At 44.5% G+C, this 25,231-nt stretch carries 22 protein-coding genes; 12 read left to right on the forward strand and 10 right to left on the reverse strand.

Annotated elements, in window-relative coordinates:
• Positions 1–167: 167 nt before the first annotated feature.
• The 4 genes from WAE59_RS03105 (at position 168) to WAE59_RS03120 (ending at position 3,572) form a co-directional block, all read left to right on the forward strand.
• On the forward strand, positions 168–737 hold the full coding sequence (locus WAE59_RS03105) for an RNA polymerase sigma factor (protein WP_337854469.1): 570 nt from the start codon (positions 168–170) through the stop codon (positions 735–737).
• Position 738: 1 nt separating this feature from the next.
• On the forward strand, positions 739–1,842 hold the full coding sequence (locus tag WAE59_RS03110; RefSeq protein ID WP_337854470.1) for a S1C family serine protease: 1,104 nt from the start codon (positions 739–741) through the stop codon (positions 1,840–1,842).
• A gap of 74 nt (positions 1,843–1,916) precedes the next feature.
• On the forward strand, positions 1,917–2,861 hold the full coding sequence (locus tag WAE59_RS03115) for a DUF72 domain-containing protein (RefSeq protein WP_337854471.1): 945 nt from the start codon (positions 1,917–1,919) through the stop codon (positions 2,859–2,861).
• A 75-nt stretch (positions 2,862–2,936) separates the two neighbouring features.
• Positions 2,937–3,572 carry a peroxiredoxin gene (locus WAE59_RS03120; protein WP_337854472.1) on the forward strand — a complete coding sequence of 212 codons (636 nt, stop codon included), beginning with the start codon at positions 2,937–2,939 and terminating at the stop codon, positions 3,570–3,572.
• 80 nt (positions 3,573–3,652) lie between these two features.
• On the opposite strand, the gene WAE59_RS03125 is transcribed toward WAE59_RS03120, so the two are convergent.
• The 6 genes from WAE59_RS03125 to WAE59_RS03150 form a co-directional block, all read right to left on the reverse strand.
• Positions 3,653–6,655 carry a glycosyltransferase family 117 protein gene (locus WAE59_RS03125; RefSeq protein WP_337854473.1) on the reverse strand — a complete coding sequence of 1,001 codons (3,003 nt, stop codon included), beginning with the start codon at positions 6,653–6,655 and terminating at the stop codon, positions 3,653–3,655.
• A 102-nt stretch (positions 6,656–6,757) separates the two neighbouring features.
• Positions 6,758–7,939 (reverse strand): hypothetical protein, encoded by a 1,182-nt coding sequence (locus WAE59_RS03130; RefSeq protein ID WP_337854474.1) that lies wholly within the window; start codon positions 7,937–7,939, stop codon positions 6,758–6,760.
• A gap of 1 nt (position 7,940) precedes the next feature.
• Positions 7,941–9,203, reverse strand: coding sequence for an aspartate kinase (locus tag WAE59_RS03135; RefSeq protein ID WP_337854475.1), 1,263 nt, complete (start codon positions 9,201–9,203; stop codon positions 7,941–7,943).
• A 3-nt stretch (positions 9,204–9,206) separates the two neighbouring features.
• Positions 9,207–10,019, reverse strand: coding sequence for a DUF3298 and DUF4163 domain-containing protein (locus tag WAE59_RS03140; protein WP_337854476.1), 813 nt, complete (start codon positions 10,017–10,019; stop codon positions 9,207–9,209).
• Positions 10,016–10,483: a GNAT family N-acetyltransferase gene (locus WAE59_RS03145; RefSeq protein ID WP_337854477.1), complete on the reverse strand. Its 468-nt coding sequence runs from the start codon at positions 10,481–10,483 to the stop codon at positions 10,016–10,018. Before WAE59_RS03145 ends, WAE59_RS03140 begins: the two co-directional genes overlap by 4 nt.
• Positions 10,480–11,169 (reverse strand): YggS family pyridoxal phosphate-dependent enzyme, encoded by a 690-nt coding sequence (locus tag WAE59_RS03150; RefSeq protein WP_337854478.1) that lies wholly within the window; start codon positions 11,167–11,169, stop codon positions 10,480–10,482. Before WAE59_RS03150 ends, WAE59_RS03145 begins: the two co-directional genes overlap by 4 nt.
• 72 nt (positions 11,170–11,241) lie before the next feature.
• Here WAE59_RS03150 and WAE59_RS03155 point away from each other — a divergent pair, with 72 nt between their 5' ends.
• The 5 genes from WAE59_RS03155 to WAE59_RS03175 are packed head-to-tail and all read left to right on the forward strand — an operon-like array spanning position 11,242 to position 16,697.
• Positions 11,242–11,742, forward strand: a complete 501-nt coding sequence (locus WAE59_RS03155) for a DUF4296 domain-containing protein (RefSeq protein ID WP_337854479.1) — start codon at positions 11,242–11,244, stop codon at positions 11,740–11,742.
• A gap of 19 nt (positions 11,743–11,761) precedes the next feature.
• Positions 11,762–14,137: an endonuclease MutS2 gene (locus WAE59_RS03160; protein WP_337854480.1), complete on the forward strand. Its 2,376-nt coding sequence runs from the start codon at positions 11,762–11,764 to the stop codon at positions 14,135–14,137.
• Positions 14,138–14,180: 43 nt separating this feature from the next.
• A complete protein-coding gene (locus tag WAE59_RS03165; RefSeq protein WP_337854481.1) occupies positions 14,181–15,272 on the forward strand; it encodes a PQQ-dependent sugar dehydrogenase in 1,092 nt (363 codons plus the stop codon).
• A 51-nt stretch (positions 15,273–15,323) separates the two neighbouring features.
• Positions 15,324–16,025 carry a CoA transferase subunit A gene (locus WAE59_RS03170; protein ID WP_337854482.1) on the forward strand — a complete coding sequence of 234 codons (702 nt, stop codon included), beginning with the start codon at positions 15,324–15,326 and terminating at the stop codon, positions 16,023–16,025.
• A gap of 12 nt (positions 16,026–16,037) precedes the next feature.
• Positions 16,038–16,697, forward strand: coding sequence for a CoA transferase subunit B (locus WAE59_RS03175; RefSeq protein ID WP_337854483.1), 660 nt, complete (start codon positions 16,038–16,040; stop codon positions 16,695–16,697).
• A gap of 11 nt (positions 16,698–16,708) precedes the next feature.
• On the opposite strand, the gene WAE59_RS03180 is transcribed toward WAE59_RS03175, so the two are convergent.
• Positions 16,709–17,347, reverse strand: a complete 639-nt coding sequence (locus tag WAE59_RS03180; protein WP_337854484.1) for a uridine kinase family protein — start codon at positions 17,345–17,347, stop codon at positions 16,709–16,711.
• Entirely contained in the window at positions 17,337–18,476 is a 1,140-nt protein-coding gene (locus tag WAE59_RS03185; protein ID WP_337854485.1) for a LysM peptidoglycan-binding domain-containing protein, read from the reverse strand. The genes WAE59_RS03180 and WAE59_RS03185 overlap by 11 nt, the downstream gene beginning before the upstream one ends.
• 171 nt (positions 18,477–18,647) lie before the next feature.
• Between WAE59_RS03185 and WAE59_RS03190 the strand changes: the two genes are divergently transcribed.
• Together WAE59_RS03190 and WAE59_RS03195 are read left to right on the forward strand one after the other, a co-directional pair.
• The gene (locus WAE59_RS03190; RefSeq protein ID WP_337854486.1) at positions 18,648–19,127 is read left to right on the forward strand and encodes a Dps family protein; all 480 of its coding nucleotides are present in this window, start codon (positions 18,648–18,650) and stop codon (positions 19,125–19,127) included.
• 142 nt (positions 19,128–19,269) lie between these two features.
• A complete protein-coding gene (locus tag WAE59_RS03195; protein WP_337854487.1) occupies positions 19,270–21,090 on the forward strand; it encodes a UbiD family decarboxylase in 1,821 nt (606 codons plus the stop codon).
• Between the two features lie 53 nt (positions 21,091–21,143).
• On the opposite strand, the gene WAE59_RS03200 is transcribed toward WAE59_RS03195, so the two are convergent.
• Both WAE59_RS03200 and WAE59_RS03205 read right to left on the reverse strand, forming a co-directional pair.
• Positions 21,144–22,661 (reverse strand): OmpP1/FadL family transporter, encoded by a 1,518-nt coding sequence (locus WAE59_RS03200; RefSeq protein WP_337854488.1) that lies wholly within the window; start codon positions 22,659–22,661, stop codon positions 21,144–21,146.
• 18 nt (positions 22,662–22,679) lie between these two features.
• Positions 22,680–23,627, reverse strand: coding sequence for a hypothetical protein (locus tag WAE59_RS03205; protein WP_337854489.1), 948 nt, complete (start codon positions 23,625–23,627; stop codon positions 22,680–22,682).
• 104 nt (positions 23,628–23,731) lie between these two features.
• Here WAE59_RS03205 and proS point away from each other — a divergent pair, with 104 nt between their 5' ends.
• Positions 23,732–25,204, forward strand: a complete 1,473-nt coding sequence (proS, locus tag WAE59_RS03210) for a proline--tRNA ligase (RefSeq protein ID WP_337854490.1) — start codon at positions 23,732–23,734, stop codon at positions 25,202–25,204.
• Positions 25,205–25,231: the final 27 nt, after the last annotated feature.

The raw sequence follows: 25,231 nt of genomic DNA on the forward strand, positions 1-25,231 counted from the left end.
CTTTTTACCGGCCGCAAATGTACTGTTTACCTGTAAATAATCAAGTGAAATAAAAAAAAGATTATCGGGTTACCCACGCCAATTGGGCGGTATTAAGGGTAAATCCTAAAAAGATTATTTTTTTTAGTTAACATTGGGTTACCATTCACGTATAAATGTATTAATTGGTGAGTAATAAGTTAAGCAGTTCAGTTCCAACAGATAGAGAGGTAGTTTTAGGGATCTTAAATAACTCAGAAGATGCGCTAAATAGATTGTATACGGGGTACTTTCCGATGATCTTACAGTTTATTTTGAATAACAACGGTGATGAAGACGACGCAAAAGATGTTTACCAGGAAGGAATCATCGTCTTATACAACAAAATTAAGAGCGGAAATTTTGAGTTAAGCAGTAAATTAAAAACCTATATCTACTCAGTATGCAGGCGCATCTGGCTCAAAAAGCTGGCGCAGCAAAGTAAAAAGTCAAACAACATCTCCGATTTTGAAGATGTCATGGCAGTTGAAGAGGAAGTAGAGCAGCACGAGGAGAAAGACAAGCAGTTTGAGAAAATGCAATCGGCACTGCTTCATCTGGGTGAACCCTGCAAAACCATTATTCAGGATTTTTACATACACAATTTGTCGATGCAGGACATCTGTGAAAAATTTGGCTATACCAATACGGATAACGCCAAGACACAGAAATACAAATGCCTGCAAAGGTTAAAGAAATTATTTTTTCAATCACTTTGAAATGAGGAACGAGATCGAGTTAGAAGGTATAATTGAAGATTACCTGAATGGTAAACTTACTGAAGCGGAAGTAAAGGCTTTTGAGCAACTACGGCTGAATGATTCTACGGTGGATCATAAGGTAGTGACGCATAAAGTTTTTATGGAGGCAATGGCAGATTATGCTGAGGTGATGGACCTGAAACAGAGGATGGACAATGCGCATCAACAAATTGATGTAGCTGGTTTAAGCAGACAGCTTGGACCGCACCCTTCTTTTATCGTCAACATGTGGCGTAAAAACAAAGCGGCGATCGCAGTGGCTGCATCTTTTATACTACTGACTGCGGTTACGGTTTATTCCATCAACCAAAATACGAAGCAGATAGGGGATGTGGAGCTGGTCAGCAGACAGCTTGCAAAAGTGAGGCGTGACCAAAGCGACCTGATCCGTAAGATCCATTCAAGTAATGTGATTGCAAATACGCCAAAAGCTACTAAACCAGCCAACTATGGAGGAACAGGTTTTGCCTTGACTTCTAATGGGTACATCCTGACCAACCAGCATGTGATTGAGGGTGCAGATTCTGTTTATGTGCAGGACAGCAAAGGAAATGAATATAAAGTAAGGGTCATCCCTATAGAGTCACAGCGGGATTTGGCTATTCTTAAGATAGAGAGTGAGTCTTTTAAATCACTTCCAAACTTACCTTATCGCTTGAAACAGAATAGTATCAGCATGGGTGATGAAGTGTATACGCTGGGTTTCCCTAAAGATGAAGCGGTATACGGTCTTGGCTATGTAAGTTCTAAAACCGGTTACAACTCTTATGATTCTACGCAATATCAGGTGGGTATTGATGTAAATCCAGGAAATAGCGGGGGACCTCTGTTGGATCAAAATGGAAACATCATAGGTGTGATCAGTGCAAAGCTGAACCAGATAGATGGTGCTACCTTTGCCATTAAATCGAAATACATACAAGAGGCACTGAATTCCATATCTAAAGATTCTTTAGGTAAAAAGGTTGCCTTTAATAAAAGGAATTCGTTGCAGGGCCTGAGCAGGACCAAGCAATTGGAAAAATTGAAAGATTATGTCTTCATGGTGAAGGTGTTTAAATAATACCGGATCTTAAAGCAGAAAACGCCGAAACTTTTTACTAAGTTTCGGCGTTTTTGTTTTATACGTTTTTGATTATGGATTTTGGAAAAGTACCTGCTGAACAGGTAAATCATGTAGATTTCACTTTGCCGGCAGATGGTGCGCAGACCGCGTTGACGCTGTCTGGTTTAAAAGTAGGGGAAAAGCCCGGCTTTTATATTGGCTGTGCAAAATGGGGGAGAAAAGAATGGTTGGATATGATCTATCCAAAAAAGACTAAAGAAGCTGATTTTCTTGATCAATATGTAAAGCATTTTAATTCAATCGAACTTAACGCTGTATTTTACAGCATTCCTAAAGCTGATCTGATCCGTAAATGGAGGCTCAAGGTTGAAGAAAATTCAGACAATGATTTCCTGTTTTGTCCTAAATTTTCAAGAACCATCAGCCACATTAAACGTTTGAAAAATGCCGAAGAAGCAACTGATCAGTATTTGTCGAGTATATCTGAGTTTGGCCCTTTCCTTGGACCTTGTTTTCTTCAGTTGGGCGACAATTTTGGGCCAAACAATTTTGAAGTACTGGAGGCATATCTGGAAAAACTACCCCAGGATCTGGAAGTTTTTGTTGAAGTAAGACATCCGGACTGGTATGCTGATGCTGAGATCAGGCAACGCTATTTTGCAATGCTTAACAGGCTAAAAAAAGGAGCGGCCATTACCGATGCCAGCGGCAGGAGGGACTGCGTACATATGGAACTGACGATTCCGGAAATTTTTATCCGTTTTGTAGGGAATGGTCAGGAGTTTAAGGATTCAGATTTCGCCCGGATAGATGAATGGACCGTACGTATCAAAAGCTGGCTGGATCAAGGTCTGAAGAAGGTATATTTTTTCCTGCACCAGCATGATGAGAAGGATACTCCGATCCTGGCCAATTACACCATTCAGCAATTCAACAAGCATTTGGGGGCAAATGTGCCGGAGATTCATTTCCTGGGTGGGGATGAAGATATTACAAATCAAGGAGAATTATTTTAATTTAGTATACTTAATTTGTAGACATTATTTTTTACCTTGTAAAGGTTATTATTTGACAACTAAAATTATAAAATTATGAGTTTAAGAATAGGCGATGTAGCGCCAAACTTTCAGGCAGACACCTCTATTGGTCATATCGATTTTTATGAATTTCTGGGTGATAGCTGGGGGGTGTTGTTTTCACACCCGGCAGATTATACCCCGGTATGTACCACAGAACTGGGACGTACTTCTGCATTGAAGGGCGAATTTGAAAAAAGAAATGTGAAAGTACTTGCCTTGAGTGTAGATTCTGCAGAATCGCATAAGGGATGGATCAAAGACATCAACGAAACTCAAAATACGGAAGTAGATTTCCCAATCATTGCGGATGAAGATAAAAAGGTAGCCGATCTTTACGATATGATTCACCCGAATGCTTCGGAGACACTTACTGTGCGTTCTTTGTTTATCATCTCTCCTGATAAAAAAGTGAAATTGATGCTGACTTACCCTGCTTCTACTGGTCGTAACTTCAACGAAGTATTGCGGGTGATCGACTCGCTGCAGCTGACCGCAAACTACAGTGTAGCTACACCGGCTGACTGGAAGGATGGCGATGATGTAGTGGTAATGAACAGCATTAAAACAGAAGACATTCCGGCGAAGTTTCCGAAAGGACACAAGGTAATCAAACCTTACCTGAGGACTACACCTCAGCCGAATAAATAAACGAAAGGTTTACAATAGCGAAAGCCATCCTGATAAGGGATGGCTTTTTGCTTGGGTTACTATTTGTGTGAGCGCATGTGTTAACTGCTGAGCCGCGCTTCCAGCCTTTGGTATTGCTCCCTGATCTGCTGGTTGAGCGGCATTTGTTTTTTCTCTGCTGTCATTTTATCCAGCTCGTAGAGCATGGAAAGACTGATCTTAATATCCCTGGTGTAGGCGGGGAGCATGCGGGGATCCAGCGAGGTGATGTAATTGAGTTCCTGATCCAGGTAACTGATGGTCTGACTGATCAGCGGATTGGCATTGCTGAGGTCATTCAATTGATAGAGGCTACGGATCGTCAGAAATTTATTGACGGTATCATTAATGGAATAGTTTTTTGATGGAAATTCATGAATATTTTTTAATAGAACCTGGTGGGCCATTTCAGGTTTTCCTTCGGCAATGAGGTTGCTGGCCAGGGTATTGTTCAATTGCCAGGTTCCCTGTGCAATCCTGCGGCTCTCCGGATCCAGGTATGCTGCAGTTTTGAAACCCTTGAAACTAAATTTGTGCATGATGTTGTCGTACATCTGCTCCGAATTTGTCCGTTCCATTTTATCCCGCTCATCGTTTGGATCAACTTTGAAAGGCAGCAGGCGATGGGCATAGCCTTCGAGGTACAGGTATTTATCGAGGCCAATGTAAGTGTCTTCGGAAACGGAAGTAGCAAAGTAAATGGGGCGTTCCCAATTGTTGTTGGCAAGGATATCGAATAAAGCCAGATCGGATTTCAGGACATAGTTTTTGTTGTAGGTCCATTCCATCTCTGAAGCCAGTTTGTCTTTCTCGGTAGCCTTGATCGTTCCGGTTTTGAGCAGTTGAGCTGCATCGATCGTGATCTTGAATTTCTTGGTAGGCAGGAAATTGTCGTAATCTCCATCCGTAAATTCTTTTTGATCCTCTTTATGATCAGAAGTCAGCACTGCCATGAGGTCTTTCAATTCCACACTGTCGGTGAAACCATAATCTATATAATACAGGTAATCTCTGACACCCTTTACATATTTATCGCCATCCATTTTGATGGGGAGCGGTGCCGACTGGTTCAGTTGCTGTTTCATCTGATTGATATAGGCATCGTCGGAGAGGTACTGCATATTGACCACACGTACATCTGTCCGGATGCCCTCAACTTCCTGTGCATACCATAAAGGAAAGGTGTCATTGTCGGCATTGGTAAACAGGATGGCATTTGGAGCGCATGAATTCAGGTAATTGGAAGCCCAGTCGAGGGCTGTAGTCTTCCCGGATCTGTTGTGATCGTCCCAGCCCTCAAAGCCCATAATGCCAGGAGCAGCGATCAGTCCGGCGACAGTTGCAATAATCAGGCTCAATTGCGGGGCATTGATTCTTGCCAGTAAGGCTTTAATGGCCATTACTCCGAACCCGATCAATATGGAAAAGGCATAAAATGAGCCGACATAGGCATAGTCCCTTTCCCTAACCTGCAGCGGATCCTGGTTGAGGTAGACGATGATGGCCAGACCTGTGCATACAAACAGTGTAAGGACGACCAGGGCGTCGTTCCGGTTCTTCCGGTATAAGAAGATCAGTCCGGCTATGCCCATGAGGAGGGGAAGGAAATAGAAGCGGTTATAGCCTTCATTAGCGGTGATGCTTTCCGGAAGTTTGGCCTGGTTGCCCAGGCGGCTTGCGTCTATGGCTTTTATCCCCGAAATCCAGTTGCCCTCATCATTGCTTCCCTGTCCCTGGACGTCATTTTGTCGTCCTGCAAAATTCCAGAGGAAATAACGCCAGTACATGAATCCCATTTGGTAGGAACTGAAGAACTTCAGGTTTTTGGCGAAGGAAGGAGATTCATTTTCTCCAAGCCCAAGCCAGTTCCTGTAGAAATCCACATGCTGAGGTTTATCGCTATAGGTACGGGGAAAAAGCATGTTTTTGTCATAGATGACCTTCATGGACTTCCCGGATACTTCATATTTTTCTTTACCGCGACGGTACTCGAGTCCTGTCTCCTTGATATCGGTACGTTCCGCATCGAAAGTCTGACCATAAAGAAAAGGTGTTTGTCCATAATTTACCCGTCCCAGGTAATTGTATAAGGAATAGGCATTATCAGGACTGGAGAGATTGAGGCTGGGTTTTGCATTTGCCCTGATGATGATCAGGAAATAAGAACTGAAGCCAAGCAGCACGAAACTTAGGCAAATCAGACCGAGATTGAGCTTGTATTTCCGGTGCTTTATAGAGTAGTGGATTCCATAGACAATTGCGGCTGCAAGCAAGGCAACGAAACTGATTGCACCAGAGCCAAAAGCGAGGCCAAAGGTGTTTACAAAAAGTAAATCGAGTTTGGCTGCGAAGAGCACAAAATATTGTACGATAATGAACTGTACTGTAGCCCAGATGAGTCCGGATACGGCTATGGCTTTGGCAATTCCGGGAAGGCTTGGGGAACTTGTTTTTTTGAAATAATAAACCAGGACAATGGCTGGGATGGCCAACAGGCTCAGCAGGTGTACGCCAATGGAAAGTCCGACAATGAATGCGATGAGTACCAGCCAGCGGTCGTTTGCCTGGTTTTCCCATTTCAGGATGGCCCAGAACACCATGGCAGTAAATAACATGGAAAGAGAATAGACTTCTGCTTCGACTGCGGAAAACCAGAAGGTATCGGAAAATGTAAAGGCCAGTGCACCAATGGCGCCGCTGGCAATGATGCCCAGACGCTCATTCATAGAACGTTTTCCCGGATAGCATTTGGAGGCAAGGGCGGTAATGGTCCAGAATAAAAACATGACCGTAGCTGCGCTGAACAGGGCTGAACTGAAGTTCATCCAATAGGCGATTTTAGCGGTGTCTCCGGCAGCGAGGAGGGCAAATAGTTTACCAATCATCAGGAATAGCGGAGCACCCGGCTGATGTCCTACCTGGAGTTTATCTGCGGCTGTAATGAATTCCCCGCAATCCCAGAAACTGAGCGTGGGTTCGAGCGTGAGGGTATAGACAATGAGCGCTGTTGCAAAAAGCAGGAAGCCCGTCCAATTGTTGATCTTTTTGTACTGATCCAGGTGCATAGGTTCTGTTGTTGGTTTAATCAAAAATAATTAAAACCTTGTACAATAGATTTTTGCAAATGTTAAAGTAAGTTAAAAAATGTTAAAGCACTCTGGAAGTATTTAATAATGCTGTTCGATTTCGGCAGCAATGATGATAAAGCCCAGGCTCTTGCTTTGTGTGAAGAGGAGAAAACGTTGCTGATCGGCTTTGATCTTATATTTTTTGACCAGATTTTCTGCCCTTTCCTGGTAATTCCTCGAAATGACGTTGCCAATCAGGTCTTTTTGCTTTTTAAGTTCTCCGGCATTCATCACCTCGCCGATTTTAAATATGCGTCCCGGGAACTCAGGCTTGAATGTTTCTGCAACATACAGTTGCGTTTGCTGATCCAGTTTTTGAAGCCCATACCTTTCTGCAATCAGGTTGAAGGCCCCGCTTTTTAACACTGCTGTGTCGGGTTCATATACATATCCGGAAAGGGGAGCCGTAGCGAAGGTGGTTGCCCTGACTTCTTCATTCAGGAAGAAACTAAAGCTTTTTGCCGCTTCATTTAGCGTTACGGCAACAATTTTTACTTGTGTGGGAATTTCCCTTTCGATGATCCAGAGGAGTTCCTTGACTTCATTTTTAGTGCTGACGATATGGACTTCAGCGACATGCTTCAGTTCTTTTAATCCTGCACTAATGTCCAGCAGGGGAGCGGTCTTGATGATGATCCTGTCGGCTTTCTCTAGCAGCAAGTCCAGGTGTTGTACGACATTGGGTGTACAGTCGGCAAGTTTAAAAACCTTGCCCTGACTGCTTCTCCGTGCGGGGTCAATGTAGATGGTTCCAAATTGCCCGTCGTGGTTGTTAAGGTATTCGAGTCCGTCTCCGGCAATGAAATTGATATTGTGGCTCCCAAGTTGTTTTGCATTGTGTGCCGCGATCTCAGACAGTTCGGGATTGATTTCACAGTGGGTGACGGCCGGGATTCGCTTTGCGAAGAAAAAGCTGTCAACACCAAAGCCCCCTGTCAGGTCGATCAGATCATCGCCGACCGCCAGTTTTGATTTATAAAGGGCAGTGGTCTCTGAAGAAGTTTGCTCAACGGACAAGCTTGAGGGGTAGTAGATCCCTTCCTGGTGGTACCAGGTCGGGAGCTTCTTCATTGCTTTTTGTTTTGCTGCAATCTGAGCTGCCAGTTCGCGTGCTTCCACCTGTGCAATGGGGCTTTTGGCCATGGCAATATGGTGTACATCAGCATTCAGGTGGCTATTGATGTACGCTTGCGCTTCGCTATCCAGGAGGTGTGTATTCAAATTATTTATCCCTCATTACGATCTGACAGGTATTTCTGCTTTTCACTTCCAGCAGGATGTTTTTGTTGACCGTTACCCGATCTATGGTTTGCTGGTTGTAATACCTGATGGTTACCAATTCCAGTCCTGTATTGTATTTTACTTTGTAGTGCAGGGAAAGGTCTGCCATGAGTTCCTGGAGTTTTTTGGCATCGTGGTCGAAGCTCACCGAGAAACTGATGGCCGAATTGAGCATGGTGTTTATTTTCACCTTGTGTTTGTGGAACAAGCTGAAGATGTCACTGAGGTTTTCCTCAATGATGAAGGAGAAGTCTTTCGGGAAGATAGAGATCAGTGCCTGGTTGACTTTAAAAATAAAAGAGGGAACCGGCAGGTGATTGTTGGTGCCTGTGATATCTGTACCTGGGGCATCCGGCTGAATAAATGACCTTACAAACAGTGGTATGTTTTTATTCTGGATGGGTTTGATGGTTTTGGGATGAATGATGGTTGCGCCGTAATAGGCCAGTTCAATGGCATCATGATAAGACAGTTGCGGAATGCGTTCCGTTTCATCGAACCATTTTGGATCTGCGTTCAGCACTCCCGGCACGTCTTTCCAAATGGTCACCGAGCCGGCATTTAAGCCTGCTGCAAAGATTGCTGCAGAATAGTCTGAACCATCCCGGCCAAGTGTGGTGGTGAAATTCTCACTCGTGCTGCCAATGAAGCCCTGGGTAAGGACGATGGTATTGGCCAATAGTGGAACCAGTTGTTTTTGAATTTCCTGTTCTGTTTTCTCCCAGTTGACCTTTCCCTCTTTATAGGTATTGTCGGTATGAATGAAATTACGGGCATCGATCCATTTCACCTTGCATCCCGATTCGTTTAAGAAAGCTGCGATGATCTTTGTGGAGACGATTTCACCGATGGAGACGATCTGATCGTAAATATAATCTGCCGCATCATTGGCTTCCTCTTCCAAGAGCCATTCGACCTCGACAAAACTATTGGCGATATCGTCATAAACCGGATGATGATGGTCGGGGAACAATTCGTTCAGGATTTCAAAGTGGAAGGCTTTAACTGATTCAAAGATTTCCTGGCTGTTGTCATCGCCGTTGATATAGGCATTATTGAGCTCCTCCAGTTTGTTGGTGATCTTTCCCATTGCGGAGACTACGATCAGCAGGTTGTTTTGCTCACACGTTGCAATGATTTTTGCGATGTTTCTGACTCCTGCTGCATCTTTCACAGATGCGCCTCCAAATTTATATACTTTCATTAATTATCTACTGATTAAAGAATTGGGTCTTGCGATGCCTTTCAGTTCACTGAATGGGATCAATAAGGTCGTTGTGCCATACACATAGGCTTTGATTTCGTAAGGATTGTATAGGAACTGCAGACCTTTCTCTGTGATGGTAAAATTGCGGTTTAGACTGAACTTGTCATTTTCGAAAAAATACCCCTCTTTCAGGTTGCTGCCTGGGGCAAGCTTCTCATTTTTCCGAAAAATGCCTTCCGCAATGCTGTTTAACTTATCCATTGATCCGGGTAAAATGAGCGAATCCAGCAGAATTTCCTGTTTATTTACCGGATCATAGTTGAGGTAGCTGAATACACTGTTTGGGTGTGCACCGCCCATATAACTTACAAATCTGGTTTGTAAGGCGATGTATCCTTTTTCCTGGCGCAATACTTTGGTACTGATGTCCAGGAACCAGGTTTGCTGGTAGTCTTTTTGCTGTGTTGAAAAATCTTCAAATTCTTTGGTGAAACCCTCGGCATAAGTCTGATAGCTTGAATAAGACCGGCCTTCATCTGCCGTAGCCAGTACTTTTTTCAGCACAAAGCTGCTCAGGGAGCTATCCTTAAAAACGGGGTAGGAGATGACTGCCTTAGCTGTATCTGTTACAGCCGGGTTTTTGGAGACTGGCTGCTTTGGATATACCCTTACTGAGTCGTAAGTATAGGTCAGTGTATCTATCGCGGTAAAAGTAGCTGAATCGGTCTGTCCGGCATCTTTTTTTTCAGTCTGGCAAGCGGCCTGGCAGGCAATGAAGCCCAGTGCCAATCCATATAATGCTAATTTTTTCATAGTTCTGCTAATTGTTCTTTAGTAAAAGAGGCATTCAGCCAGCCGGCTTCATAGGCAGCGGCATATTTGTCGTAAAAATTAATGGCCGGTTGGTTCCAGTCGAGCACCTGCCAGTTCATGCCATTGTAATTCTTTTCCTTCGCTTCCTCAACTATCCTGTCGAAAAGAAGCTTTCCGATGCCTTTGCCGCGGTAGTCTTCGGTGACGATGAAATCTTCCAGGTACAGACGACAACCTTTCCAGGTGGAATACCTTACATAATATAAGGCAAATCCAACGATTTTGTTTTCTGTTTCCGCTACAAAAGCCTTCCATACCGGGTGCTCACCGAAACCTGCGTCCTCAAATTCATCTAGTCGCACGGTTACTTCCTGTGGTGCTTTTTCATATAGGGCCAGTTCATGTACCAATTCCAGCAGCCGGGCACAGTCGGCCTTCTCTGCTACCCTGATGTGGATGCTCATTCTGCTTTATAATGTTTGATGATGCGTTTGCCGAAAATGCTGCTGCCGATACGGACCATTGTGCTCCCTGCTTCGATGGCCAGTTTATAATCTCCGGACATGCCCATCGAAATCTCTTTAAAAGAATCTTCTTTACGGAAGAAGCTCAGTTTAATGCCGTCAAATAAAACCTTAAGTTCAGTGAACTCATCATTGGTCTGTTTTTCAGTCGCATTATTACTAGCGATGCCCATTAAACCGGTAATGCGTACATTTTTAAGTGTGGCAAATTCTTCTGAGCGCAGCAATTCTATGGCTTCGTCGAAGCCAAGCCCGAACTTTGTATCTTCATCAGCAATATAGATCTGCAGGAGGCAGTCGATCACTCTTTTATGTTTGGCTGCCTGTTTGTTGATCTCTACAAGCAATTTGAGGCTGTCGACAGACTGGATCATGGTGATGAATGGCGCAATGTATTTGACCTTATTGCTCTGCAGGTGACCGATCAGGTGCCACTGGATATCCTGAGGGAGTTTAGCTTGTTTATCGACCATCTCCTGGACAATATTTTCTCCGAAAATTCTTTGGCCTGCCTCATAGGCCTCCAGGATGGCATCCGTATCCTGGTATTTAGAAACAGCGATCAGTTCGACCTGTTCTGCTGTCAATTCTTTTTTATATTTTAATAAGTTATCTGCTATACTCATTTATCAGTATTTTTGGTAAAATTAACAACCTTAGCGAATTTTGTCTAAGAAATAATGAGGTTTTACCCAGAAATGAAGCAATTTACATACGTCACACTCTTATTTTTACTGATTGCAGGCTGCAAGCCGGGTGTCCCAAAAGATGTTATACAACCCGAGGAAATGGCTGAGGTATTGCAGGATATCCACCTGGTTGATGCTTACGTAGGTACACTTGCCAATGTGGACTCTACGAAAGTAAAGGCAGCCAGCTATTATAAAGGCGTATATAAGAAATACGGGATCGATTCCGCATTGTACACTAAAAGCCTGAATTACTACCAGGAAGATCCCAGGGAGCTGGATAAGTTGTATACCGTAATTCTGGCCGACCTCAATGCCAGTAAAACGGCCATTGTGAAGGCTGATTCCATTGCGGGGGCAAAGATTGCCAACGACATCAGGCAAAAAATGCGCAGGGACTCTACACGTACTGCAGATTCCATTTATTGGAAGACTGTGTTGCTGAGGGATACCGCTACGCGCAAAAAAGACATCATTCAACCGAGGTTGATTTATAAATATTTAAGATAATACAGAATAACACGATCATATGTTGTATCCGGAGAATTGTTTGGAGCGTTTGGGATTTAATGAGGTAAGACAACTGATTCATAAGCACTGCCTGAGCCCCATGGGCCAGCAAATGGTGGCCAAAATGCAGGTCATGACCAAGTTTGACCAGATCAATAAATTCCTGAGGCAGACCCGGGAGTTTAAAAGCATCCTGGAGAACCAGGAGCCTTTGCAGATCAGTACATTTTTTGACATCAAGAGCCTGGCCGATAAGATCAGGGTGGAAGGTACTTACCTGGTAGAAGAGGAGCTGCACCAGATGTATGCTTCCCTGCAGACGGTATTCTCGGTATTGAGGTTTTTTGATGAAAGAAAGGAAATTTATCCCAACCTGGAAGCTTTATTTGAGCACCTGCCAGTGGAGAAGAACATCCTGAAAAAAATCGAGTCTGTACTGGACCCTAAAGGGAAGATCAAGCCCAATGCTTCTCCTGCTTTACAGAACATCATTGGCGATATTGCCAAAACAGAACAGGACGTGCGTAAACGCATGGATTCCATCTATAAACAGGCCATAAGCAACAATTGGGTGGCCGATGGCAGCCTGACCATACGTGATGGAAGAATGTGTATTCCGGTGCTGGCAGAGAATAAACGCAAATTAAAGGGATTTGTACATGATGAGTCGGCAAGCGGGCAGACCGTTTACATTGAACCGGAAGAGGTCTTTTCCCTGAACAATAAGCTGCGTGACCTGGAGTTTGACAAGCGTCGGGAAATCATCAGGATCCTCATTGCACTGACGACAGAACTGAGACCTTACACGCCATTATTGCTGAGTTACCATGGCTTCCTGACCAAGCTCGATTTTGTCAGGGCTAAAGCCCTGTTCGCTATAGAAGTGGAAGCAGACATGCCGGTCCTCATCAAAGAAGCAAAGATCAAACTGGTAAATGCCAGGCATCCGCTACTGTTCCTGTCCTTTAAAGAGGATCATAAAACGGTGGTACCACTCAATGCCCATATCAATGAAAATCTGAGGGTACTATTGGTTTCCGGACCAAATGCAGGAGGGAAATCTGTTTGCATGAAGACCGTCGGGCTCTTGCAGATCATGGTACAGACCGGCCTGCTGATCCCCGTCCATGAATCCAGCGAAGTGGGGATCTTTGACCAGATCTTTGCCGATATTGGAGATGATCAGTCGATAGAAAGCGATCTAAGTACCTACAGTGCCCACCTTACCAAAATGAGGTATTTCGTAGCACATGCGACTCCAAAATCGCTGGTCATGATTGATGAGTTCGGTACGGGAACTGATCCACAGTTTGGCGGGCCTATGGCTGAGGCAGTACTGGAAGTGCTGAACAATAAGAAGGTAAGGGGAGTGATTACGACCCACTATTCTAACCTGAAACTATTTGCAGGCAATACGCCCGGACTGGAAAATGCTTCCATGCTGTTTGATAATGACCGCATGAAACCCATGTATGTCCTGGAGATCGGTAAACCCGGAAGTTCTTATGCATTTGAGATCGCCCAGAACATCGGACTGCAAAAAGAGGTACTGGAACTTGCAAGGGCAAAGACGGGTACCAACCAGAACAGGATCGACAGTTTGCTGGTAGACCTGGAAAGAGAAAAGAAACAGATCTACGATACGAAAGTAAACCTCTCTAACCAGCAGAACAAAGTGAAGAACCTGGTGGCTGAAAACGAAAAACTGAAGCTGTTCCTGGACGAGAATAAAAAAGTATTGATCCGGGAAGCCAAACTGGAAGCACAGGCCATCATCAAAAATGCCAATAAGCTGGTAGAAAATACCATTGCAGAGATCAAGGAAAAACAAGCCGATAAGGTAGTTACTAAACAACTGAGACAAAGCCTGAACAAAGAACTGGTACAAAACCAGGTGAAGGAAGAGAAGAAGCCAGAGATAGTGAAGCCGCTCAATACACCGATTGAAGTGGGCGATTGGGTGCAACTGAACAACAGTGAAACTACCGGTCAGGTATTGGAGATCAACCGTGATAATCTGGTTGTGGCACTTGGCGACCTGCGTTCGGTATTGAAAAAGAACAGGGTCTATAAGATCAGCAACAAGCAGGCAAAAAAAGCAGCGCAGAGCAGCTCTTATACCGGTAGCATTTCAGAGGCCATATCCAGCTTCAATGCAGAACTCGATTTGCGCGGTATGCGTGGGGAGAATGCCTTGCATGAACTGGAGAAATACCTGGACAAGTCGATCATGCTGGGTTTTCCTTTCATTAAGGTTATTCATGGTAAAGGCGACGGGATCTTAAGGAAGCTGATCAGGGAGTACCTGAAGAAATACAGTCAGGTGAACCGAATGGAAGATGAGCATGCCGACAGGGGCGGCGACGGCATTACTTATGTTTACTTTAATTCTTAAACATATTTATAATTAGCCTGTTATAAGAGAAAAATCTTCTCTTATGAAAACGTTATTGTACACCCTGCTCATGCTCTCTTTTGCGTTCAGCGCCTGTAAAAAGGATGACGATGGTTCTGTTGAAGAAGAGCTGCCAGATGTAACACTTAAGGCACGCGTAGTCAGCTCTGGCTTGTCGAACATATGGGAAATGGTTTATGGCCCAGATCAGCAGATCTGGATCACAGAAAGATCCGGTAAGATCAGTCGGATAAATCCTGAAACCGGAGCCAAGACAGCTGTTTATACCATTCCGGAAGTGGTATCAAATGGCGAGGGCGGCTTGCTCGGCATGGCTTTACATCCACAGTTCAGTACCAGCCCATGGGTTTATGTGGTGTACAATTACGGTTCTCCCTATAAAGAAAAAGTCGTACGCTTTACCTATTCCGGTGGTACCCTTACTTCGCCGCTGGTGATCCTTGATCAAATCCCGGCAGCAAATATCCACAACGGATCCCGTTTGATGATCAGCAGTGATCAGAAGCTCTTTGTGACTACAGGGGACGCCAGTGTGGCTGCCAATGCACAGGACCAAAACTCATTGTCAGGCAAGATCTTGAGGTTGAACCTCGACGGAAGTATCCCTTCCGATAATCCGACGGCCGGCAGCAGGGTATGGAGCTTTGGTCACCGCAACGCCCAGGGTTTGGTAGAAGCCAATGGTAAATTGTACGCTTCTGAGCATGGCCCGAACAACGATGATGAGATCAACCTGATTGCAAAAGGCAGGAATTACGGCTGGCCCAATGTAGAAGGTTATTGCAATACGACCACTGAACAGGCTTTTTGCAGTGCGAACAATGTCGTAGAGCCTTTAACAGCCTGGACACCCACCATCGCCACCAGCGGCCTCAGCTATTACAATTCAGATTATATCCCACAGTTTAAAAACTCCCTGCTACTGGTCACGCTGAAAGCCTCCAAGCTGGTGCAGCTCAAGCTTAATGCTGCAGGAGATCAAATTGAAAGTCAGAAAGATTTCTACGTGAACGCCTATGGACGTTTACGTGCCATTTGTCAGTCGCCGGAAGGAAAGATTTTCCTGGGCAGCAGCAATGGCTCAGATGACAAAATCATAGAAATATCTAAATAAGTTGGTTCAAACACATTTTATAGTATAATTTAGTCGCAAACTTATTATGATATGATCAATAAAGTGGTTTCAGGGGCTGAAGAAGCGACCAGGGATATCCCGGATGGTGCAACCATCATGTTGGGAGGTTTTGGGCTTTGCGGTATCCCGGAGAATTGCATTGCTGCCCTGGTAAAGAAGGGAATAAAAGACCTGACCTGTATTTCTAACAATGCAGGTGTGGATGATTTTGGAATCGGGCTGATGCTACAGCAGCGCCAGGTAAAAAAGATGGTTTCGTCTTATGTTGGGGAAAATGCGGAATTTGAGCGACAGTTGCTGAGTGGAGAACTTGAAGTGGAGTTGATTCCTCAGGGAACGCTGGCTACCCGTTGTATGGCTGCGGGTTATGGTATGCCTGCTATTTTCACTCCTGCAGGGGTGGGAACAGAAGTGGCTGAAGGCAAGGAAGTGCGTAATTTTAATGGTAAAGACTATTTGATGGAGTATGCTTTTGATGCGGATTTTGCCCTGGTTAAGGCCTGGAAAGGTGATACTGCAGGAAACCTGATCTACAGGTCGACGAGTCGTAACTTCAATCCTGTGATGGCGATGGCCGGAAAGGTAACGATTGCAGAGGTAGAGGAGCTGGTAGAAGCTGGTGAACTTGATCCTGATCAGGTCCATACGCCTGGTGTTTTTGTACACCGGATCTTTCAGGGAGCCGATTATGAGAAGCGGATAGAACAGCGCACAGTAAGAACCAAAAATTAAGCCTGACCAAATATGCTGGATAAGAACGGAATTGCGAAACGCATCGCAAAAGAGATAAAAGATGGCTATTATGTCAACCTTGGAATTGGTATTCCAACACTGGTAGCCAACTATATCCCGGAAGGGATTAATGTAGTCCTGCAGTCGGAAAACGGATTGCTAGGCATGGGGCCTTTTCCTTTTGAGGGGGAGGAAGATGCAGATCTGATCAATGCAGGGAAGCAAACGATCACAACGCTTCCTGGCTCTTCTATATTTGATTCGGCCCTGAGTTTTGGGATGATCAGGAGTCAGAAGATCGACCTGACGATTTTAGGTGCGATGGAAGTTTCCGAAAATGGAGATATTGCCAACTGGAAAATTCCAGGTAAAATGGTGAAGGGTATGGGAGGGGCGATGGATCTGGTAGCTTCAGCCAAAAACATCATAGTTGCGATGCAGCACGTGAATAAGGCAGGGGAAAGTAAACTATTGCCTGCATGCACCTTACCGTTAACGGGTGTGAAATGTATCAAAAAGATCGTGACTGAACTTGCTGTGCTGGATGTACTGCCTGAAGGTGGTTTTAAACTGCTGGAGCGGGCACCCGGTGTAAGTGTAGCGTATATTCGTGAGGTTACCTCTGGTAAATTGTATGCTGATGAAGATGTACCCGAAATGATGATGGATTAAAATTCCATCATCTATCTGCAGTATTCTTTTTTCAGATCTATGGAAATTTCTTCGGTAATCCTGATGATGTCATCCGGTGTATCGTTGTTATTGACGACGATGGTATTGCAAATTTCCTTGTAGGGAAGTAAGAATTCCTTGTAGGCTGGTACGACGTGGTTGTGCCATTTATACAGTACATCATCCTCAGGGTAACCGCGCTCCATACCATCACGTTTGATGCGGCGCTGGAGTGCTACGGATTCTTCCGCCTCTACAAAGATGCGGTGATCCAGCATTGCGGCAATTTCCTGGAAATGCAAAATGAAGAGCCCTTCAACGATGATGATCGGGGCTGGTTTTACTTCCAGTATTTTAACAACCGCCAGCGGATTATTGAAATTGTATTCTTTTTTATAGACCACTTCACCTTTTACGAGTTTTTTGATGTCCAGGAGGAACTGCTCATTGTCGATGGTCGAAGGCAGGTCGAAATTGTATAGTTTATTTTCTTCCTGCGTCATATCTCCGGCAGGGAAATAATAATCATCCTGGGAGACCAGTGTGACCTCATCGTGTTTAAAGTGGTGAAGGAAACTGTTTAAGAAGAATGTTTTACCGGAACCGCTGCCCCCGGCGATACCGATGATGAAAGGCTTGTTATTGTTCATTCTCTACCGGGTCTGGTCCATAAGTTAAATTGCAGTAAAAACGCTTATCCAAAGCACCCAATGCATCTGCAACAGCTTTGGTCATGACGATAATTACATCTTTTGTCGACTCGTTCTCTGTAAATTTTCCTACGACTTTGGCAAAAGTAGTGCGGTTGGTCATTGGATTGGTAATTTTAATTACTTTTCCAATGGGTGCAGTGCGGTGCAATACCAGCATTTTTGAGGGATCAAGGTCCGCATCAGCGATCCATACCGCAGTGCCTTTTTCATCAACCTGGTTTAGACCGTAACGGCTTGCTGCATATTTCAAAGAAGGATCTTTAATGGTATTGTTGCTGTCGGGATCTGTGCTGGTACTTGTTGTGGTCACAGGAGGAGTAAAAGGCTTTTTAGCGGGATACTGGCCTTTGATCAGCAACTTTTGTCCGACGCTCAGAGCATTGTCTTTCAGGTTATTCTTTGCTTTCAGCTGATCCATGCTGATCTTATAGCGGGTGGCAATAGAATACATGGTTTCGTTTGAAGCTACAGTATGCTCAATAAATTCCTCGTCAGCAGTCTGCTCAACAGGTTTCGCAATGGGCTCCTTTTTATTTACAACTACAACAGGCTTTGGAGGATCTATTTTAGCTACCATTACCTCTGTTTTTTCTGGTTCTGCAACTACCTTTGCCGGTATTTTTAAGATTTGTCCGATCTGAAGGTTGATGCTGGTCAGGTTATTGGCTTTTTTGATCTCGTTTACGGTAGTACCGTATTTTTCGGCCAGCATGTTCAGGTTTTCCTTTTTCTGGACCACATGTTCGGTCAGGTTTTGCACATCTGTACCATTAGCAGTTGCTACTGGTGTGGTGCTGACTTTATTGTCTGTAAAAGGTAAGTTGGTGGGGACTTTAATGGTAATGCCGATGCTCAGAAATTTGCTGTCATTAAAATTCATGACATCCTTAGGTACCACATTGTACCTGCGTGCAATAGAGTAATAAGTGTCTTTGGCTAGCACCTGATGGATGATCACCTTTTTTCCGTTTTTATTTTCTACCCCTATAGAATCCCTTGTACCTGCACTCGCTGCGCTTACACTTAAAACAGCAGCAAAGATGGATACGATATAATATTTATACATTAATCTCGGTTCAAAAATTTTAGCAATAATACGAATAATATCAATAAGCCCTGAGTTGTAAGTATAAACGCGCATTGTAAAATACTATTGTATCATGACAATGTTTTATAAACTAATCCAGATTTCCCTTGTTATATTAGCCGTAGAATCACAAAATAAAAAATATATACAATGGACGCAAAAGAAATTAGTTTAAATGAGAAAGAAGTAAGGCCTGTAGTGGATTTGCTGAATGATTACCTGGCGAATTACCATGTTCATTATCAGAAGTTAAGAGGGTGTCACTGGAATATCAAAGGGCAGAATTTCTTCACTTTGCATGTTAAATTTGAAGAATTGTATACCAACGCACAACTGACAATAGATGAGATTGCCGAGCGTGTGCTGACCCTGGGTAAGCCACCTCATAGTCGCTTTTCAGATTACATCAAAGAATCTACGATCAAGGAAATCGATACGATAGGCCTTAAAGACCTGGATATGGTAGACGCGGTGTTGGAAGACATGGCTACACTGATCCAACTGGAACGCGAATTATTAGAAGCTTCTGATGCTGCAAGTGATGACGGTACCAATGATATGGTGAACCGTTTTATGCAGTTTAAAGAGAAGAATACCTGGATGTTAAGGTCTTTTGCCGGTAAAAAATAGTCAGTAATTTTGCTGGCAAGAAATAGTCAGTAATACTGTATTTAATATTACATCATAACAAATTTCGTCATGCTGAATTTATTTCAGCATGACGTGTTTTATGCCGTTGTTTGATATCTTTGAGCGTTGAAAATTTGACTATATGGGATATCAAAGTTTAGCAGATTGTGTAGCAGATCTGGAAAAGCACGGACACTTGATCCGAATTAAAGAAGAAGTGAACCCTTATCTGGAAATGGCTGCAATACATTTAAAGGTGTATGAGCAACAGGGACCGGCCCTCTACTTTGAAAAGGTGAAAGGGAGCAGATTTCCTGCGGTATCTAATCTTTTCGGCACGCTGGAACGTTCAAAATTTATGTTCAGGGACAGCCTTCCTAAAGTAGAGCAGTTGGTCAACCTTCGCTCTGATCCCGTAAAAGCACTAAAGAACCCACTTAAACTTCCTTCGGTCGGACTTAGTGCACTGACGGCTTTACCAATGAAGCAACAGCTTTTTAAAAATGCCTTTAGTAAGACCAGCATCAGTGAACTGCCACAGATCGTCAACTGGCCTATGGATGGCGGGCCCTTCATTACCATGCCCCAGGTATATACAGAAGACGCAGATAAACCCGGCATCCTGAATGCCAACCTGGGAATGTACCGGATCCAATTGGCTGGAAATGATTACGAACTGAATAAAGAAATTGGTTTGCATTACCAGATCCATAGGGGGATCGGTGTGCACCAGTCCAAGGCCAATGCCAAGGGACAACCGCTGAAAGTGAGCATATTTGTTGGTGGTCCGCCCTCGCATCCGCTTGCCGCTGTAATGCCACTGCCCGAAGGTTTATCCGAAATGACATTCGCAGGTGCCCTGGGCAACAGACGTTTTCGCTACTTTTACGACGATGAAGGCTTTTGTATTTCCGCTGATGCTGATTTTGTGATCACTGGTACTGTTTATCCACAGGACAATAAGCCAGAAGGGCCTTTTGGGGACCATTTGGGCTATTACAGTCTGACACATCCTTTTCCACTGATGAAGGTGCACAACGTATACCACCGCAAAGATGCCATCTGGTCATTTACAGTGGTAGGCCGACCTCCGCAGGAAGATACCAGTTTTGGGGCCTTAATTCATGAAATTGCCGGTTCGGCCCTGCCAAAAGAAATCCATGGTCTGAAGGAAGTCAATGCTGTAGATGCAGCGGGGGTGCACCCACTTTTGTTTGCCATCGGGAGCGAACGTTATACCCCTTACTTAAAAGAAAGACGTCCCCAGGAAATCCTGACCATTGCCAATCATATTTTAGGAAAGAACCAATTGAGCCTGGCCAAATATCTATTTATTGCCGCCAGGGAAGACGATGAAAACCTGGATACGCATGATCTTTCCTCCTTCATCCAACACGTGCTGGCGCGGATGGATTTTAGCAGAGACCTGCATTTTCACACCCAGACGACGATAGATACATTGGATTATAGTGGAGAGGGACTGAATAGCGGTTCTAAAGTGGTATTTGCTGCGGCGGGTGATGCAAAAAGAAAACTCAGTTCACAGTTACCCGCAGATTTTGATTTGCCGGAGCCATTCCATACACCGGCCTTTGTGATCCCCGGAGTTTTGGTGGTCACAGCACCCGTTTACTTAAGTAAAAGCGCTGCGGATGATGAGCATGAACTCCTGAACCAACATTTAAAGAAACGGGATTTATCGGGAATCGCCCTGATTGTAGTTTGTGACGATGCTACGTTTACCGCTTCCAATATCAATAACCTGGTGTGGGTGACTTTCACCAGAAGCAATCCAGCTACAGATATCTATGGTATCGGTGCCTTCATCAAAGATAAACATTGGGGCTGTACCGGACCGGTGGTGATTGATGCCCGCAAGAAGCCACACCATGCACCAGAGCTTATTATGGACGAAGCAGTGCAACTAAAAGCAGCACAAATTTTAAAGAACGCGGGCTTATGATATAAAAAAAGGCGGTTCAAATGAATGAACCGCCTTTTTTAGCTGAAAATATTTTAGAATCTCAGTCCGAATGTCAGGAATACATTGTTGTTGGCATTCTTTACGATGGCTTGTGGTTCGCCGCCAGCAGCCAGTACATAAGAACTCATTCTGTTTTCTGATTCCGAACGCTGGTAAGCGATATCGAAGAAATATTCGTTGATCCGGTAACCCAGACCACCGCTGTAATATTTTCTCTGGTAAATGTTGTCATTGTCATTTTTCAAAGGACTTCCATTGATGCCATAACCTGCTCTCAGGCTCAACTGATCGATTTTGTACTCTCCGCCAATCCTGTAATTCATGGTGGAAGTATATAGGGATTTGATGTCGTTGTTGTTGCTGCGGATCGTTGCGTTGCCATTCCCGTTCTGTGCTGAAAAACGGGTGCTGGCGTAATCTACAAAATCCACATCAGCAGAGATGATTGCAGTTCCTGCAATGACGTAACTTGCGCCTAAGGAACCTTTCATTGGGGTTTTTAAGCGGTAGGAGAAATCATCTGTATTGAAACGGTGGTTGGTACTGAACGGTGTTTTTCCCGAAAGTGTATTGTTCAGTACTTCTGCATAAGAATCATCGATGTACAGCCAGGTCGGTGTTTGTAAGGTGGCACCCAGGCGGAATTCAGGAACAGGCCTGAAGATCACCCCAAGACGTCCGTTGAAACCCGATCCTTTGGTTTCCTGACTTTGAACAAAAGAGAGGTTGTAGTTTTCAATGCCGGTGAAGCCATCAGTCGGATCATAGGGGTTGACTGTACCTTTTTCAGTATATTCAGCATCACTGATGTAACGCAGATTGACGATCCCTACACTTGCACCAATATAGAACTGATTGGAAATGTTGAAGGCACCCGAGAAATTCAGTTCTGATGTAGATCCTGAAGTGGTTTCTGTTTTCAACTGTCTGTTGGAAGTGAAAGGATCTGCGGTATAGCTGTTCAGATTTCCAGGTGAGTTGAAATTGATGAGGTAGCCATTAAAAGCCATGTCTTCCAGCGTATTGGCAGGAATAACACCTGAACCATCTTTAGAGCTATTGGCCAGTTCTGCGAAATAATCGCGCATGGAAGTTGCATCATTGGTGCCTTCGTAACTGTAACGCTGCGTAAAATCGTTGTTTCTGTTATAGCCGATACCAAATACCGTACTGATCAGGCCTTTTTGTGTGTCCTGACCTTTGGCCCTTAAACTCGGACTGTACCAGACCACCCCAACATGATTGAGGTTCATTTTGTCTTGTGAATCGCTGGTACGCTGGTTGAGGAAATCTGCTTTAGAAGTTGCATTGTTGAATTCCGGTGTGAGACTGAATTCTGATCTGGTGAACAAACCTAAGCCGGCTGGATTTCCACCCAGCGAACTCATATCCCCACCTACACCAATCTGTGCACCACCCATACCTTTGAACCTTGCTGAACTGCCGTAGTTGGTATTTCCGAAGCGAATAGCATCGCCAGCGTATTGTGCATATGTAGTACCGGTAGTGGCTACTATAGCCACCACCAGCATCTGTATCATTTTTTTCATCTAAGTATCTTGCTAAAATTATCTGCCGCCTCTGCTTGCTCTTCCACCACCTGTAGAACCACCGCCACCTGAACTTCCGCTGCTACCTGAGCTTGAGCTACCGGATGAACCTGAACTTCCAGAGCTGCTCCTGGTTGGAGGAGGACTGTAAGTAGGCGGGGTGTAAGATTCTCTTGATGGCCTGGCAGTTTCCGTTCTGCTTGGGGTATTGGATTGTGTCGTGGATGTTCTCGATGGTCTGCTGACTGTGCCACTACGTGGATCGGTAGTATTCGTGCTGCCACTTTGTCTTGCTGCCCTTGCGGCACTGCTTCTTGGTGACAAGTAGGCTTCGCTTCCGGCTGCAGTTGAACTCCTGCCAGGTGTGTAACCATCTCTGCTTCCCCTAGCAGGTCTCACGCTCTGAGGTACATTGGTGGTACGGCCTGTATAATAACCACCGCCTCCGTAACCTCCTCCGAGGAATCCACCACCATAGTAGCCGCCACCGTAATAGCCGCCGCCGTAGTAATTGTTCCATCCCCAGTTATTCCATCCCCAATTGTTGAAGCCCCAATTGTTCCATCCCCAGAAAGGTGAGCTCAAATAGCCCCAGCCTGAATATGGAGTGTTCCATCCGCCATAATAAGAACCAAATCCGATTCCCATCGACCAGTTGTCGAAGTAAGGATCGTAATAGGTCCTCCATGGACTGGAGTAGTAAAATCTGTTGATGCGTGAAGAGTAATCCATATCGTAGTAAGGATCACTGGTGCCATAGTAATCATCTTCATTGTACTGATTGCTGGCATTATTTTGAGTCTGTTGTACCGGTACTGGTGCAGGCGTGTACACTTTAGCCTGGGCCACACTGTTGTAAACATCATCATCATTGTTGCTTTGCTGCGCCAATCTTGGGGCAGAGCAGGACGTTACAACTATCGTTGCCAACGCGAGCATACTTGTGAATAAATGGTTAGGTTTCATAACTTATGTGTTGTTTGTGTGTTGCGATTTTTTTGTAGGTATAAATTTATAAATTTGTAGCCTACGATACAAGACATTTAACACAAAAAACGTTCCAAGGACTTATGAGCAAAGGTATTACAAGTAAAAACGAAGATTATTCCCAGTGGTATAACGACATTGTTATAAAAGCCGACCTGGCAGAGCACTCCTCCGTAAAAGGATGTATGGTGATAAAACCCTATGGATACTCCATTTGGGAGAAGATACAGGCGGTTTTAGACCAAAAGTTTAAAGATACAGGTCACAGCAATGCTTACTTTCCTTTATTCATTCCTAAGTCATATTTTTCAAAGGAAGCCTCGCACGTTGACGGCTTTGCTACAGAATGTGCCGTTGTGACACACTATCGTCTGAAAAATGACGGAAATGGCAACATCATCGTAGATGAAACTGCTAAACTGGAAGAAGAGCTGATCGTACGTCCAACTTCTGAGACGATCATCTGGAATACCTATAAAGGCTGGATCCAATCTTATCGCGACCTTCCCTTGCTGATCAACCAATGGGCCAATGTGGTGCGCTGGGAGATGCGTACGCGTTTGTTCCTTCGCACTACAGAATTTCTGTGGCAGGAAGGACATACAGCACATGCTACCGCAGAGGAGGCGATAGCTGAAACCAAACAGATGCTGGATGTGTATGCAGATTTTGCGGAAAACTGGATGGCTGTACCTGTAGTAAAAGGGGTGAAAACGCCAAATGAACGTTTTGCAGGTGCATTGGACACTTATTGCATAGAAGCCCTGATGCAGGACGGAAAGGCCCTGCAAGCTGGAACTTCCCATTTCCTGGGGCAGAATTTTGCCAAAGCATTTGATGTAAAATTCACCAGTAAGGAAGGCAAACAGGAACACGTATGGGCCACGTCATGGGGTGTATCTACCCGTCTGATGGGTGCTTTGATTATGGCGCATAGCGATGATGCGGGACTGGTGCTGCCACCAAAACTGGCACCGATACAGGTTGTGATTGTTCCGATCTATAAGACTGATGAGGAGCTGGCCAAAATCACCTCCTTCGTGGATATCCTCAGTGCAAAATTGAAGCGTCTTGGGATTTCGGTCAAATACGACAATCGTGATTCTCAGCGTCCGGGCTTTAAATTTGCAGAATATGAACTGAAAGGTGTACCGGTACGTTTGGCCATTGGTGCCCGTGACATGGAAAATGGTACAGTAGAACTTGCCAGGAGAGATACGCGCGAGAAACAGACCGTGAACCAGGAAGGCCTGGAAATCTATATTCCACAATTGTTGGAAGACATCCAGCAGAATATTTTCAATAAAGCATTGAACTTCCGCGATGCGCACATTACGGAAGCCAATTCTTATGAAGAATTCAAGGAGTTGCTGGATGGTAAGGCTGGGTTTATCGCTGCACATTGGGACGGTACACCGGAAACTGAGCAAAAGATCAAAGAAGAGACTAAAGCGACCATTCGCTGCGTTCCATTGGATAACAAGCTTGAAGAAGGTGTCTGCATTTATTCCGGCAAGCCTTCGACCCAAAGGGTGCTGTTTGCCAGGGCTTATTAACTTATTGTTGACTATTTACATCTTGAT

The organism is Pedobacter sp. GR22-6, from assembly GCF_037402555.1.
Lineage (GTDB): Bacteria > Bacteroidota > Bacteroidia > Sphingobacteriales > Sphingobacteriaceae > Pedobacter.

Bases quoted from the DNA above. Each gene is read 5' to 3' on its own strand.
- WAE59_RS03175 (WP_337854483.1), top strand. From the start codon at position 16,038: ATGCTGGATAAGAACGGAATTGCGAAACGCATCGCAAAAGAGATAAAA.
- WAE59_RS03115 (WP_337854471.1), top strand. From the start codon at position 1,917: ATGGATTTTGGAAAAGTACCTGCTGAACAGGTAAATCATGTAGATTTC.
- proS (WP_337854490.1), top strand. From the start codon at position 23,732: ATGAGCAAAGGTATTACAAGTAAAAACGAAGATTATTCCCAGTGGTAT.
- WAE59_RS03155 (WP_337854479.1), top strand. From the start codon at position 11,242: ATGAAGCAATTTACATACGTCACACTCTTATTTTTACTGATTGCAGGC.
- WAE59_RS03150 (WP_337854478.1), bottom strand. From the start codon at position 11,169: ATGAGTATAGCAGATAACTTATTAAAATATAAAAAAGAATTGACAGCA.
- WAE59_RS03195 (WP_337854487.1), top strand. From the start codon at position 19,270: ATGGGATATCAAAGTTTAGCAGATTGTGTAGCAGATCTGGAAAAGCAC.
- WAE59_RS03170 (WP_337854482.1), top strand. From the start codon at position 15,324: ATGATCAATAAAGTGGTTTCAGGGGCTGAAGAAGCGACCAGGGATATC.
- WAE59_RS03110 (WP_337854470.1), top strand. From the start codon at position 739: ATGAGGAACGAGATCGAGTTAGAAGGTATAATTGAAGATTACCTGAAT.
- WAE59_RS03140 (WP_337854476.1), bottom strand. From the start codon at position 10,019: ATGAAAAAATTAGCATTATATGGATTGGCACTGGGCTTCATTGCCTGC.
- WAE59_RS03125 (WP_337854473.1), bottom strand. From the start codon at position 6,655: ATGCACCTGGATCAGTACAAAAAGATCAACAATTGGACGGGCTTCCTG.
- WAE59_RS03120 (WP_337854472.1), top strand. From the start codon at position 2,937: ATGAGTTTAAGAATAGGCGATGTAGCGCCAAACTTTCAGGCAGACACC.
- WAE59_RS03145 (WP_337854477.1), bottom strand. From the start codon at position 10,483: ATGAGCATCCACATCAGGGTAGCAGAGAAGGCCGACTGTGCCCGGCTG.
- WAE59_RS03205 (WP_337854489.1), bottom strand. From the start codon at position 23,627: ATGAAACCTAACCATTTATTCACAAGTATGCTCGCGTTGGCAACGATA.
- WAE59_RS03165 (WP_337854481.1), top strand. From the start codon at position 14,181: ATGAAAACGTTATTGTACACCCTGCTCATGCTCTCTTTTGCGTTCAGC.
- WAE59_RS03180 (WP_337854484.1), bottom strand. From the start codon at position 17,347: ATGAACAATAACAAGCCTTTCATCATCGGTATCGCCGGGGGCAGCGGT.
- WAE59_RS03160 (WP_337854480.1), top strand. From the start codon at position 11,762: ATGTTGTATCCGGAGAATTGTTTGGAGCGTTTGGGATTTAATGAGGTA.
- WAE59_RS03200 (WP_337854488.1), bottom strand. From the start codon at position 22,661: ATGAAAAAAATGATACAGATGCTGGTGGTGGCTATAGTAGCCACTACC.
- WAE59_RS03190 (WP_337854486.1), top strand. From the start codon at position 18,648: ATGGACGCAAAAGAAATTAGTTTAAATGAGAAAGAAGTAAGGCCTGTA.
- WAE59_RS03185 (WP_337854485.1), bottom strand. From the start codon at position 18,476: ATGTATAAATATTATATCGTATCCATCTTTGCTGCTGTTTTAAGTGTA.
- WAE59_RS03135 (WP_337854475.1), bottom strand. From the start codon at position 9,203: ATGAAAGTATATAAATTTGGAGGCGCATCTGTGAAAGATGCAGCAGGA.